Annotated in this window: 11 protein-coding genes; 4 read left to right on the forward strand and 7 right to left on the reverse strand. The window is 74.7% G+C overall.

What is annotated here, in order from left to right; translation table 11 throughout:
* Positions 1–68: 68 nt before the first annotated feature.
* Positions 69–1,088 carry a LacI family DNA-binding transcriptional regulator gene (locus FHU36_RS27270; protein WP_221496598.1) on the forward strand — a complete coding sequence of 340 codons (1,020 nt, stop codon included), beginning with the start codon at positions 69–71 and terminating at the stop codon, positions 1,086–1,088.
* 134 nt (positions 1,089–1,222) lie between these two features.
* Positions 1,223–2,083: an SDR family oxidoreductase gene (locus FHU36_RS27275; RefSeq protein WP_185086650.1), complete on the forward strand. Its 861-nt coding sequence runs from the start codon at positions 1,223–1,225 to the stop codon at positions 2,081–2,083.
* Positions 2,084–2,290: 207 nt separating this feature from the next.
* Here FHU36_RS27275 and FHU36_RS27280 read toward each other — a convergent pair whose 3' ends face one another.
* The 7 genes from FHU36_RS27280 to FHU36_RS27310 form a co-directional block, all read right to left on the reverse strand.
* A complete protein-coding gene (locus FHU36_RS27280; protein WP_185086651.1) occupies positions 2,291–3,436 on the reverse strand; it encodes a serine hydrolase domain-containing protein in 1,146 nt (381 codons plus the stop codon).
* Between the two features lie 88 nt (positions 3,437–3,524).
* Positions 3,525–4,169 (reverse strand): response regulator transcription factor, encoded by a 645-nt coding sequence (locus FHU36_RS27285; protein ID WP_185086652.1) that lies wholly within the window; start codon positions 4,167–4,169, stop codon positions 3,525–3,527.
* Positions 4,160–5,332 carry a sensor histidine kinase gene (locus FHU36_RS27290; protein WP_312891859.1) on the reverse strand — a complete coding sequence of 391 codons (1,173 nt, stop codon included), beginning with the start codon at positions 5,330–5,332 and terminating at the stop codon, positions 4,160–4,162. The genes FHU36_RS27285 and FHU36_RS27290 overlap by 10 nt, the downstream gene beginning before the upstream one ends.
* Before the next feature lie 153 nt (positions 5,333–5,485).
* Positions 5,486–6,283 carry an ABC transporter permease gene (locus FHU36_RS27295; RefSeq protein WP_185086654.1) on the reverse strand — a complete coding sequence of 266 codons (798 nt, stop codon included), beginning with the start codon at positions 6,281–6,283 and terminating at the stop codon, positions 5,486–5,488.
* Entirely contained in the window at positions 6,280–7,176 is an 897-nt protein-coding gene (locus tag FHU36_RS27300) for an ATP-binding cassette domain-containing protein (protein ID WP_185086655.1), read from the reverse strand. Before FHU36_RS27300 ends, FHU36_RS27295 begins: the two co-directional genes overlap by 4 nt.
* Before the next feature lie 79 nt (positions 7,177–7,255).
* On the reverse strand, positions 7,256–7,741 hold the full coding sequence (locus FHU36_RS27305) for a metallophosphoesterase family protein (RefSeq protein ID WP_185086656.1): 486 nt from the start codon (positions 7,739–7,741) through the stop codon (positions 7,256–7,258).
* A 31-nt stretch (positions 7,742–7,772) separates the two neighbouring features.
* Complete coding sequence (locus FHU36_RS27310) at positions 7,773–9,548, reverse strand: IucA/IucC family protein (protein WP_185086657.1); 1,776 nt, start codon at positions 9,546–9,548, stop codon at positions 7,773–7,775.
* Positions 9,549–9,633: 85 nt separating this feature from the next.
* Here FHU36_RS27310 and FHU36_RS27315 point away from each other — a divergent pair, with 85 nt between their 5' ends.
* Together FHU36_RS27315 and FHU36_RS27320 are read left to right on the forward strand one after the other, a co-directional pair.
* Positions 9,634–11,373, forward strand: coding sequence for an IucA/IucC family C-terminal-domain containing protein (locus tag FHU36_RS27315; protein ID WP_185087671.1), 1,740 nt, complete (start codon positions 9,634–9,636; stop codon positions 11,371–11,373).
* Positions 11,374–11,534: 161 nt separating this feature from the next.
* Positions 11,535–12,848, forward strand: coding sequence for an MFS transporter (locus FHU36_RS27320; protein WP_281394345.1), 1,314 nt, complete (start codon positions 11,535–11,537; stop codon positions 12,846–12,848).
* The last annotated feature ends 13 nt before the right edge of the window (positions 12,849–12,861 follow it).

Below are 12,861 nucleotides of genomic sequence, written 5' to 3' on the forward strand. Positions count from 1 at the left end.
CTATCCTGGAGTCAGCGTCAAGCCCCTCTCCAACCCTGATCCGAGCCCGTACGCCGAAAGGAAAAGGTTTGTCTGACCCATCGCGCGCCGTCACCATCCGGGAGGTCGCCGACGCCGCGGGCGTGTCCATCGGCACCGCGTCCAAGGCGCTCAACGGCCGTGGCAAGCTCCGCGAGGAGACCCGCGCCCGCGTGACGGCGGCGGCCGAGCGGCTCGGCTTCCGTCCCAACACCCTCGCCCAGGGGCTGCTCGCGGGGCGCACCTACACCGTCGGGCTGGTGACCGGCGACAGCTTCGGCCGCTTCTCCATCCCCGTCATGCTGGGCGCCGAGGACGCGCTCGGGGCCGGCCAGATCTCCGTGTTCATGTGCGACACCCGCGACGACCCCATCCGCGAGCAGCACTACATCGAGCGGCTGCTGGCCCGCCGGGTCGAAGGCATCATCGTCACGGGCCGGCGCACCGAGCCGCGGCCCAGCATCGGGACGGGCCTGCCCGTCCCCGTCGTCTACGCGATGACGCAGTCGGCGAGCGAGGAAGACTTCTCGGTCATCCCCGACGACCCCGGTGGCGGCGCGCTCGCCGCCCGCCACCTGCTGGCCACCGGCCGCACCCGCATCGGCCACGTCACCGGCCCCGAGCGCTTCGAGGCGGCCAGGCGGCGGGCCGAGGGCCTGACCGGCGCGCTGGCCGAGGCGGGCGTGCCCCTGGCCGGCGAGCCGCTGTTCGGCGAGTGGAGCGAGGAGTGGGGCCGCCAGGGGGCCGACATCCTGCTGCGCGCCCACCCCGACGTCGACGCCGTCTTCTGCGGCAGCGACCAGATCGCCCGCGGCGTGTCCGAGACCCTGCGCGAGCGGGGGCGGCGCATCCCCGACGACGTGGCCCTGGTGGGGTTCGACAACTGGGAGCCGATGGCGCAGGGCTGCCGCCCGCCGCTGACCACGCTCGACATGAACCTCGGCGAGATCGGCCGCATCGCCGCCGAGGCGCTGCTCGACGCCATCGGCGGCGCTCCCCGCCCGCCCGGCGTCCTCACGGTGCCGTGCAGCCTCGTGCTCCGCGAGTCCACCCGCGTCAACCCCGCCTGAGGCCCGCCCGGCACACCGCACCCCGGCCGTTCTTCGGCCACCAGTGACGATTCCACTCGACGCCGGGGGACGCCGGACCGCCGGAGTGTGCTACCTTCTCAGTTAGTCAGCCAACTCACTAACAAGGGATTCACATGATCGTGGTAACGGGAGCCACCGGGAACGTCGGGCGGACGCTGGTGCGGCTGCTGACCGAGGCGAACGAGCCGGTGACCGCCGTGTCGCGGAAGATCACCGGATCGGACGTGCCGCCGGGAGTGCGGGCCGTCGCCGCCGACCTGGCCGACCCGGCGAGCCTGCGGCCCGCCCTCGACGGAGCCGGCGCGCTGTTCCTGCTGATCTCCGGCGAGTTCGTGTCGGCGGCCGCCGACCCGAGCGGCGTCGTCGGCGACGTCCTCGACGACGCGAAGGCCGCCGGAGTCGGCCAGGTCGTGCTGCTGTCCTCCCAGGGAGTCGTCACCCGCCCGGAGTCGTCCTCCCACGGGAGCACGGGACGGTCCATCGAGGACGCCGTCCGGCGCTCGGGCCTGGACTGGACGATCCTGCGGCCCGGCGGCTTCGACTCCAACACCTACGCCTGGGCCGAGTCGGTCCGCACGCAGCGGACCGTGACCGCGCCGTTCGGTGACGTCGGCCTGCCGTTCGTCGACCCGGACGACATCGCCGAGGTCGCCGCCGCGGCCCTGCGCGGGGACGGTCACGCGGGCCAGGTCTACGAGCTGACCGGGCCCGCCCTCACCACGCCGCGGCAACGAGCCGAGGCGATCGGCGACGCGCTCGGCGAGGCGGTCCGGTTCGTCGAGCAGACCCCCGACGAGGCCCGCGCGCAGATGCTGCGGTTCATGCCCGAACCCGTGGTCGAGACCACCCTGGCCATCATCGGCGAGCCCACCCCCGCCGAGCGGCGCATCAGCCCCGACGTCGAGCGGGTCCTCGGCCGGGCGCCCCGCACCTACGCCGACTGGGCCCAGCGCCACATCGCCGCCTTCCGGTAGGACCGCAACAGCAGTGACCGGATTGCGCGCACCCGTCGGCGGTCACGTCCGCATCTCCATAGGTGGCCGGATTGCGCGCCCGCGTCGGCGGTCACGTCCCGCATCTCCGTCATGCGCCTGCCCTCGGAGGGTCGTCGGCTGTCGCCCGTCCTGCGCCGCGGGCCGCCGGCGTCTTCCCACCGGCGCCGGGCCGGCCGGTGGCTCCCCTTAGCGGGTGGCGGCGCGGATGACGGCGGCGGCGAGGCGGTGGTTCTCCGCGGCGCCGCCGCCTCCGCCGAAGGCGAAGCGGCGGCGGGTGTAGGCGTAGGCGACGCCGCTGCGCGGGTCGGCGAACGACTGGGCGCCGACCGCCCCGCTGTGCCCGAACGCGTCCGGCCCGAGGAACGGGTAGCGGCGGGCCTGTGCCTCGAAGCCGAGCAGGAAGTGGTCACGTTCCCCGGTGACCAGGTCGGCGCCGACGGAGTGCCGCTTCGTGAACTCGGCGCGGACCTCCGGCTTGAGCAGCGGCTCCCGGCCGTCCAGCGCGCCGATCGCCGCCGCGTACATCGCGGCCAGCCCGCGGGCGCTGCCCACGCTGCCGGCGGACGCCGGCCCGAGCGCGCGCACCTCGCGGGTGTTGGCGAACGCCACCAGGTCCGTGGGCGGAGTCGCGTTCAGGTTGAACGCGATGCCCGTCAGGCTGTCGGCCGCCGGCGCGTTCGCCGCGGCCAGGGCGCGCTGCCCGGGCGGCAGCGGCCGGACCGGCACGTAGCGGGGTTCGAGCGCCTCGGGCAGCCCGAGGTAGAAGTCCAGCCCGTACGGCGCACGCACCCGCTCCTCGTACACCTCCTGCAGGGTGCGGCCGGTGGCGCGGCGGACCACCTCGCCGGTGAGCGCGCCGATCACGAACGCGTGGTAGCCGTAGCCCGTGCCCGGCCGCCAGTAGGGCCGCTGCCCGGCCAGCCGGCGCGCGAGGAGGCGGTCGTCGGCCAGCTCGGCCGTGGTGAACCCGCCGGCCACCCCGATGAGCCCGGCGCGGTGGGCGAGCAGGTCGCGCAGCGTGATGCCGCCCTTGCCCTCGGCGGCGAACTCCGGCCAGGCGCCGGCGACGGGCCGGTCGAGGTCGAGCACACCGTCCTGGACCAGCAGCGCCACGACGAGGTGGGCGGCGCCCTTGCCTGAGGAGTACAGGGCGTGCAGCGAGTCGCCGCTGATCCCGTCCCCGGTCCACAGGTCGACCACCTGCCGGCCGCCCGCGTAGGCCGCGAGCTGCGCCCCCGGTTCGTCCTCCTCGGCCGCCACCGCCGCGAACTCCGCCAGCACGTCCTCGTAGCCTGCGGCGACCGTGCCGCGCACGTGTGTCGTGGTGCTCATCGTCTCCACTCCCGCCTTCGTCGCGTTGCGGGAGCGACCATATAGTCAGAATTAGTGATAGTCAAAAATATTTACTATGTCGCGCGGCTCACTGGTCGAGGTAACGGAGGATGGCCAGCACGCGCCTGCTGTAGGTGGGCGTCCGGGGCAGAGCCAGCTTGTCGAAGATGGCGTTGACGTGTTTCTCGACCGTGCTGAGCGAGACGTGGAGGTTGCCGGCGATGGCGGTGTTGGCGTAGCCCTGGGCGAGCTGCCGCAGCACCTCCGCCTCCCGCTCGGTCAGCGTGCGCAGCGGGTCGGCGTGCGTGGTGCGGGCCAGGAGCTGGCGCACCACCTCGGGATCGACCACCGTGCCGCCGCCGCGGACCCGCTCCAGCGACTCCAGGAACTCCGCCACCTCCGACACCCGGTCCTTCAGCAGGTAGCCGACCCGCTCGGTGGCCCCCGACAGCAGCTTGGCCGCGTACGTCTTCTCCACGTACTGCGACAGGACCAGGATGGCCACGCCGGGCCAGCGGTCGCGGATCTCCAGTGCAGCGCGCAGCCCCTCGTCGGAGTGGGCGGGCGGCATCCGCACGTCCACGACCGCCACGTCGGGCCGGTGCGCGGCCACCGCCTCCACCAGGGCGGCGGCGTCGCCGACCGCGGCCACCACGTCGTGCCCGGCGTCCGCGAGCAGCCGGGCCAGCCCCTCGCGGAGCAGCACCGAGTCGTCGGCGAGGATCACCCGCACGGCGGCCGCACACCCGTGACCCGCTCGCCCGGCGGCTGCTTCGGCAGTGACGCGCTCACCCGGGTGCCGCCGCCCTCGCCGTCGCCCACCTCGAACCTGCCGTCGAGCGCCAGCACCCGCCTGGCCAGCCCGGACAGCCCGCCGCCGGCCGGGTCGGCGCCGCCGCGGCCGTCGTCGGAGACCGCCACCCGCACCTCCCGCTCGTCCTCGTCCAGGATGACCAGGATGTCACGGGCGCCGGAGTGCTTGACCGCGTTCGTGATCGCCTCTCGGGCGACGAAGTACAGGGCCGTCTCCGCCTCCGAGACCGGCCGGTCCCGCAGCCCGTAGTGGACGGTCACGGGCACGCCCGCCCGTTCGGCCACCCCGGCGAGGGCGGCACGCAGGCCCAGCTCGTCCAGCGCCGTCGGGTAGATCCGCCACGCCACGTCCCGCAGCTCGTCCAGCAGCCGCCGCGTCTCGGCGTAGGCCTGGTCGACCAGCTCCGGGGCCAGGGCGGGGCTGTGCCGGGCGCGGCCGAGCAGCATCGCCAGCGCCACGCCGCGCTGCTGCACGCCGTCGTGCAGGTCGCGTTCGATGCGCCGCCGCTCGTCGTCGACGGCCCGTACGATGCCGGACCGGGTGGCGGTCAGCTCGGCGATGCGCCGCCGCATGAGGTCTTCGCGACCGGGGCCGAGGAACCGTACGGCCAGCCGCCGCTCGGCGGAGACGACCATCAGGCACCAGAGCACCGACAGGCCGAGAGCGGCCAGGCCGCAGGTGACGCCGATCGCCCAGCTCTCCGTCGCCAGCCGCACACCGGGTAGGCGCAGCGACACCAGGTCGCCGCCGCCGTAGAGCATGGCCCACAGGCTGCCCGACAGGAACAGCACCCCGACGAACGCCACCGACAGCACCACGTAGCCGCCGACCAGGCCGACCAGGCCGCGCAGCGCGAGGTAGCCCGGGCCGGGGACGGCGGGGCCCGCGTCGTGCCCGAGCCAGGCGGACAGGCGGGCCCGTTCGACCGCGGCCAGCCGGGGCGCCCACCTGCCGCGCCACGGCCAGGCCGCCACGAGCAGGACGAGGGCGCAGGCTCCGGTGACCGTCCCGGCCAGCAGCCCCACCAGCCTGCGCCACACGGTCTCGAACAGGACCGCCGCGTTCGTCGCCGTCCCCGTCACGCCTTCTCCCGTGCCCCTCGTGCCCCCCGTCGCCGTCCCGCCCGTCCCTCTTCGCACGCCCGCCATGGCTGCCATCCTTCCTGGGACGCCCCTCGCCTGGAACGCCCGCCGCCGGAGCGCGCGTCCCCGGTACGGGGCCGGGGAGGTCGGGGATCAGGCGTCACGTCGCCGCAGCACGGTGTGGCCCGCGGCCAGGGCCGCGGCCGTCCAGCCCAGGAGCCAGGCCAGCCCCTCGCCCGGCGGGTACGGGATCGGCCCGCCGGTGAGGTTGTCGGCGCTCTCCATGAACGCCAGCCCGGCGAACATCGGCAGCCGCATCGACGCCTCCACCGCCACCTGGCTGCCCGTCATGAGCAGCACCAGCGGCAGCCCGAACAGCAGCATGAACACCACCGTCAGCGCCCCCGCCGCGCCGCGCATCGCCGTGCCGACGCCGAGCGCCATCAGCGACACCAGCGCGGCGAACACCCCCAGCCGCAGCAGGTCCACGACCGTCTCCCCCGCGTCGAGCGTGACGAACCCGCCGAAGACGGGCACCGACAGCATCAGGTACGTGGCCACGGCCGCGAGCCCGCCGGCCAGCACGCCGGTCGCGAACATCACCGGCGCCACCACCAGCGCCTTGGCGGCCAGCATCCGGCCCCTGATCGGCACGGCCTGCAGCGTGCCGCGGATGCTCCCGGCGGCGTACTCGGAGGTGATCGCGAGCATGCCGAGCGTCACCATGACGAGCTGGGCGAACGTCGACGCCGAGACCACGCTCTCGGTGGCCGGCAGGCGGGCCGCCGCCACGCCGTCGCGCACGAGGTCCGTCGCCCGGGAGCCGCCGAGCGTCACCGCGGACAGCACGGTGACGGCGACCGTCCCGGCCAGGCACCAGAAGGTCGAGCGCACCGACCACAGCTTCGTCCACTCGGCGGCCACCGGCCAGGTGACGGGGGTGAGGTTCATCGGGCGCTCCCGTACTCGACGCTGCCGGCGGTCAGTTCCTGGTAGGCCTGCTCCAGGGAGGGTTCGCGGGGGCTCAGCTCGTGCAGCCGGACGCCCGCCTCGTGGGCGAGGTCGCCGATGCGCTCGATCGGCGCGCCGGTGGCGACGAGCTCGTTCTCGCCGCGCCGCTCCACCGCGACCCCCGCCGCCGCGAGGCGTACCGCGAGGTCACCGGCGTGCGGGGTGCGCACGAGCACCGCCGTGGCCGCCAGGACCTCGCCCAGCGGCGCGTCGGCGAGCAGCCGCCCCTTGCCGATCACGACGAGGTGGTCGGCGGTGAGCTGCATCTCGCTCATCAGGTGGCTGGAGACGAACACCGTGCGCCCCTCCCCCGCCAGCGACCGCATGAGCCGGCGCACCCAGCGCACCCCGTCGGGGTCGAGCCCGTTGACCGGTTCGTCGAACATCAGCACCTCGGGGTCGCCGAGCAACGCCGCCGCGATGCCGAGCCGCTGGCTCATGCCGAGCGACAGCGTGCCCGCCCGCTTCCCGGCGACGGCGCCGAGGCCGACCGTCTCCAGCACCTCGCCGACGCGGGCCTTCGGGATGCCGTTGCCGCGCGCCAGCGCCAGCAGGTGCGCGCGGACGCCGCGACCCGGGTGCACCGCCCGCGCGTCCAGCAGCGCGCCGACCGTGCGCAGGGGGTTGTCCAGCTCGTGGTACGGCCGGCCGCCGACGAGCGCCCGGCCCGCCGTGGGCCGGTCCAGGCCGAGGATCATCCGCATGGTGGTGGACTTCCCCGCGCCGTTCGGGCCGAGGAATCCGGTGACGGCCCCCGGGCGCAGCCGTAGCGTCAGGTCGTCGACGGCGACGCGGTCGCCGTAGCGTTTGGTGAGATGGTCGAGGCTGATCACGTCGCACCACGCTAGGAAACGGGACGTCCGGCGACCATGGGGGCGATCCGCCGACTCCCCTGGGGGTTTCCCGTAACCGTCAGGGCGTCACGGGCACGATCCGCGCCTCGCGCAGCACACCGTCGTCGATGGTCAGCAGGCCGAGGGTGCCGTGCGGCTGGCGGCGTCGGTCGGTCGGCGAGCCGGGGTTGAAGATGCGCAGGCCGTCGCCCGCCTCGTCGAGCGGGACGTGCGAGTGGCCGAACACCACGAGGCCCGCCTCGGGGAAGCGGCGGCGCAGCCGCGCCAGCCGGCCGCGGGCCGGGCCGCTGTCGTGGATCATGCCGATCCGCAGGCCGTCGAGGGTCAGTTCCAGCGTCTCCGGCGCCGTCACGTCGGGGCCGTCGTTGTTGCCCTTCACGGCGTGGACGGGCGCGTACGCGGCCAGCTCGGCCAGCACGGAGGCGACGCACACGTCCCCCGCGTGCAGGATCACGTCGGCGCCGCGCAGATGATCGGCCACCCGGGGCGGGCACGACCGCCAGCGGCGCGGCGCGTGCGTGTCGGACAGGGCCACCACTCTCACCCCTCCCCCATGCCCCGCACCCCCGCCGCGCTCACCCCCCGGCGAGCGGGTTCGGCAGGTACGCCCAGCGGTCGCCCGGCGGGCCGCCGTCGATCTGCATGAGGGTGTGCGCCTTGACCGGGAGCTCCGGGCCGAACAGCGCCGCCCGGTCGGCGCGCAGCCCGTCCGTGGCCGGCAGCTCGTCGAACGCGCGCCGCGCGGCCGTCGCCACCACGTCCCACAGCCTCGCCTCCACGGCGCGGTCGCCGTGGCCGAGCGCCGAGACGAGGCCGGCGAAGGTGGTGCCGACGAGCGAGCCGAACAGCTTCTCCCGCAGGTGCCGGGGGTCGTCGGTGACGAGGCGGGGATGCAGCGGCGGCGTCTCCAGCCCGTGGCGGCCGAGCCGGGCGGGGCTGACCCGGATGTCGGCCAGGTCGCGGTAGACCACGCGCGCGGGACGGCCGTGCCGGTCGAGGACGGCCAGCAGGTTCTGGCCGTGGGCCTCCAGCGCGATGCCCATCGCGAGCAGCCCGAGCCCGGCCGTGAACGCCGTCCGCGCGAACGCCGCCAACCACCCGGCGGAGCTCCCGGCGGTGCTGCCGGTGGTGCCGGTGGTGCCGGTGGTGCTGCCGGTGGTGCCCCCGGCGGCTTCCGCGAGGACGCGGACCAGGGGCGGGCCGCCGCTCGCCGGACGCGTGGTGAGAGCGGCCAGGGGCGCCACGACCTCCTCCGGGCCGGCGAACCGCGACGGCGGCTCGCGCAGCAGCACCGCCACCTCGGCGCTGGGAACGCCGTCCACCCTCACCGCGGCCCCGCACAGGTAGCGGGCGATGTGCGGGGCAGCCCTCCCCAGCCGGGCGGCGGCCCGCGTCAGCAGGTCCGACAGCGGCACGGCGTCGCGTACGGACGCCGCCGAGATGTCACGCACGTGTGAGGTCATCCGCGCCGACACGGCCGTCTTGACGTGCGGCCCGCCGTCCACGGGCGCGAGTGTGCGCAGCGACATCAGCGGGCGGGCCGGGATCACCCCGGCGGCGGACGGCTCCAGGCCCAGCTCCGGCAGCCGGTGCCGACTCTGCCAGGGGTGCACCGGCACCAGCACCCGGTCGCCGTCGGTCAGCTCCGCCGGCCACGGCCCGGCGACGAGACAGCGGGAGGCGGGCACGTCGACGAGGTCCAGCCGCACGACCGGCCGGTGCTCGGGCGCGTAGGCGAGCTGCTCGGCCACCGAGAACCCGGGCCGGTTGCGGCAGCACGGGTGGTACGGGTGCCCGTCGACCACCCCCTGCTCGAACGCCTCCAGTTTCCACCCCGCCTCCCACCCCGCCTCCCGCCCGACGTCCCGGGTCGAAGCTCCTGCGCGGGACAGGGCGAGGGAGGCGGTGCTGCGTTCCAGGTCGGCGGCCAGGCGGGCGCTGCCGGGCAGGCCGAGCGCCGCGAGCAGGTCCGCCGGGTCGGCGTACGCGCGCCCGTCGACCCGCACCGCCATCCCCCCTCCGGCTTCGGTCGCCCTCCGGTCGGCCGTCCCAGGGCGGGGCGTTCCGGCGCCGGGGCGATCCTCGGGTCGAGGGGCGGGGTCGAGGTCGTGCGGGAGGCGGGCGGGGCCGGTGAGGAGGCGGCCGTCGTGCAGCCGTACGCGACCGGGGCCCTGCTCGGCGACGCCCGGCAGCGGTTCGTACAGCAGCCCGCGCCAGAGCCGGCCGAGGACGGCGGCCCGGGCGTCCGGCAGGGCCGCGGCGTAGGCGGCGGCCAGGCCGGGACGCACCGCGGCGAGCTCGGCCGCGATCTCTGCCTCGACCTGCCGGAGGGCGGGCGGACCCGGTGTCACCTCCCTCCATTACCCGAAGTGCCGCCGCCGATACCGAGGGTAGGAAGGTGTCATGTCATGTCGGGACATAGGGGAAGTCCTCACCATGACGGCCCTGCTGAACTGCGTGCTCCGCGAGGTCGCCCGGCCGGAGCCGGACGGCCATCGCCTCCCGGCCACCGGCCGCCTCCTCCGGGTGCGCACGAGTTGCCCCCCTCACCACCCCGACACCCATCCCGCTCCCGTGGCGCCGGGAGCTCGCGATCACCCGTCGCCCGCCGGACCGCGGCCTCTTCACGACCCGCCCCACGCCGAGCCGGGAGCCGGCCGTCCGCCCGGGGGCAGCGGGACACGTCATCCGTCGTGGGCCGAGGTGCTCACGCCCGGCGGCTGGCGGGTGCTCTCGCTGGAGGGGCTGGTGACCGTGGTCGCCGAGGAGTTGCGGGCGGGCACGGGGATCGGCAACGACGACCTTCCCGGCGAGATCGCGCACAGCCGGGACGTCGTCACGGCGCTGCACGCCGCGCGCCGGGAGGCAGTGCCGCCGCAGGACCCGTACCTGCGCTCGGAGCAGGCGCTGCTGGCCGGGCACCGCTACCACCCGGCGCCCAAGGCGCGCGGCGGAAGGAGGGCGGGAGCATGGCTGCGCTACGCGCCCGAGGCCTACGCGCGTTTCCCGCTGGAGCTGCTGGGGGTGCCCGAGGACCTGCTCGTGGAGGAGGGCGACCCGGCCGCCCTCGACGGTCTGGGCCCGGCTCCCGCCGGCTGTCGTCTCCTGCCGGCCCATCCGTGGCAGCTCGAACTGCTGGGCGGCCTGCCCGCACTCAACCGGGGCGGCAGGTCGCGGCGCGGGGGCGGGCCTGAGGGGAGGCCGCGGCGCGGGGGCGCGCGGGGCGACGGGGCGCGGGGGCTGGTGTGGCTGGGGCGGAGCGAGGTGGTGGCGGTGCCGACCTCGTCCGTGCGGACGGTGTACCTGCCGGAGGCCGACCTGTTCTGCAAGTTCAGCCTGGACGTGCGGATCACCAACGACGTGCGGCGGCTCTGGCTGCGCGACCTGCGGTGGCTCACGGCGGTGGACGGCGTGCTGCGGACCGTCTTCGACGACCTGCCGGGACACCTGCCCCGGCCGTCCGTGCTGTCGGACCGCGGTTACCGTACGGCGGACCTGGGCGGGCCGGACGGCGGCGAGGCGCTGGCGGTCGTGGTGCGCGACGGCCTGCGGGGGCACCTGCGCGCCGGGCTGACGCCGTTGCTGGCGGCGGGGATCAGCGAGGGCTACCCCGGGGTCCCGCTCGACGGCCTGGACCGGGCCGGGGCGGTGGAGTGGTGGCAGCGCTATCTCGACCATCTGGTGCCGCCGGTGCTGCACGCGTACCTGCGTCACGGGGTGGTGCTGGAGTGCCACCTGCAGAACGTGCTCGTCGGTGTGGACGGGGCCACCGGGACGCCGGGACAGGTGATCTTCCGCGACCACGAGGGGGTGAAGCTCGTCGCGGACCGGCACCGCGACCTGCTGGCCGGGCGCGACGCGACCGGCGGGCCCGGTGTGAGCGCCGCCTACGGGTGGGAGCGGCTGGTGTACTGCCTGGTCGTGAACAACCTCGCGGAGATCGCCGGAGCCGTCGGCGAGCGGCATCCCGGGCTGGCCGGGGAGCTGTGGCGCCGGGCGCGGGCCGTGGTGGCGGCGTGCGGGCGGGACCACGGCGACCCGCCCGAGGTCCGCGCCCTGCTCGCCGCCTCCTGTGTCCCGGCCAAGGCCAACCTGCTGCTGCGCTGGACGGGCGCGGGCGGCGGCGCGATGCGCTGCGTGCCGGTGCCGAACCCGCTGGCCCCACCCCTGGCCTGACCCTCACATCGCGTTTGTTGCGGCTGTGTTTCGCGCGTTACCCATGTGTAGCCGTTGTTACCGCGGTGAATTACCCGTAACTGAAGCACAGCCACGGACTGTCAGAGTGCGTAACCCGTCGTTCCTACGCTCGGTGACCAGAAAGCAGAGCGTAGGAGGAGATGATGGCGCGGTGGCTCGCCGAATGGCACCCCGATGACGAGGCTTTTTGGGAGAACAAGGGCAAGAGGGTCGCGCGGCGAAACCTCGTCTTCTCCATCTTCGCCGAGCATCTCGGCTTCACCGTCTGGACGCTGTGGAGCATCGTGGCGACCAAGATGGGCGGCTACGAGTTCTCCACCGACCAGCTCTTCTGGCTGGTGGCGCTGCCCAACCTGATCGGGTCGGTGCTGCGCATCCCCTACACCTTCGGCCCCGCCAGGTTCGGCGGGCGCAACTTCACCGTGGTCAGCGCGCTGCTGCTGCTCGTCCCGGCGGTCCTGCTCGGCTTCGCCGTCAACGATCCGGGCACGCCGTACTGGCTGTTCCTGGTGATCGCGGCGCTGGCCGGCGTCGGCGGCGGCAACTTCGCCTCCAGCATGGCCAACATCACCTACTTCTACCCGCGCTCGAAGCAGGGCGTGGCGCTCGGCCTGAACGCGGCGGGCGGCAACATCGGCGTCAGCTCGGTGCAGCTCGTCATGCCGCTGGTGATCGGCTCGCTCGGGCTGGCCGCCGCCGGCTGGTTCTGGGTGCCGCTCATCGTGGTGGCCGCCGGCTGTGCCTGGTTCTACATGGACAACCTGACCAGCGCCAAGGCGAACCCGCGCGAGCAGCTCGCGGTGGCCGGGCGGGCACAGACGTGGGCCATGTCGTTCCTCTACATCGGCACGTTCGGCTCGTTCATCGGCTACTCGACGGCGTTCCCGCTGCTCAGCAAGAGCCTCTTCCCCGACGCGCCGTACGCGGCGGTGGCGTTCGTCGGACCGCTGCTCGGCTCGCTCATCAGGCCGGTGGGCGGCTGGCTGGCCGACCGCCTGGGCGGCGCGCCGGTGACGCTGTGGAACTTCGCCGGGATGGGCGCGGGCATCGTGCTGGTGTGGTCGGCCACCGCCTCCGGGTCGTTCTGGCTGTTCTTCCTGGCCTTCCAGACGCTGTTCGTCACCTCGGGCATCGGGAACGGCTCCACGTACCGGATGATCCCGGCGATCTTCCAGGCGAAGGCGGTCGCCGAGCGCGGCGAGAGCGAGGAGGCGCTGCTGTACGGCAAGCGCCAGGCGTCGGCGGCGATCGGCATCATCTCGGCTGTCGGCGCGCTGGGCGGCTTCCTCATCAACCGGGCGTTCGGCATGTCGTTCGCGGCGACCGGCAGCCCCGCGACGGCGTTCCTCGCCTTCGGCGCCTTCTACCTGGCCTGCTTCGCCCTGACCTGGTGGTGCTACATGCGCACCGTAGGCGTCTCCCGGGTGGCCAGCCTGGCCTACGCCCGGGTCTGACGGCCCCGAGAAC

This window comes from Nonomuraea muscovyensis, from assembly GCF_014207745.1.
GTDB lineage: Bacteria > Actinomycetota > Actinomycetes > Streptosporangiales > Streptosporangiaceae > Nonomuraea > Nonomuraea muscovyensis.

Excerpts from the sequence above, each read along its gene's own strand:
- FHU36_RS27280 (WP_185086651.1), bottom strand. The coding sequence starts at position 3,436 with ATGAGCACCACGACACACGTGCGCGGCACGGTCGCCGCAGGCTACGAG.
- FHU36_RS27295 (WP_185086654.1), bottom strand. The coding sequence starts at position 6,283 with ATGAACCTCACCCCCGTCACCTGGCCGGTGGCCGCCGAGTGGACGAAG.
- FHU36_RS27320 (WP_281394345.1), top strand. The coding sequence starts at position 11,535 with ATGATGGCGCGGTGGCTCGCCGAATGGCACCCCGATGACGAGGCTTTT.
- FHU36_RS27315 (WP_185087671.1), top strand. The coding sequence starts at position 9,634 with ATGACGGCCCTGCTGAACTGCGTGCTCCGCGAGGTCGCCCGGCCGGAG.
- FHU36_RS27275 (WP_185086650.1), top strand. The coding sequence starts at position 1,223 with ATGATCGTGGTAACGGGAGCCACCGGGAACGTCGGGCGGACGCTGGTG.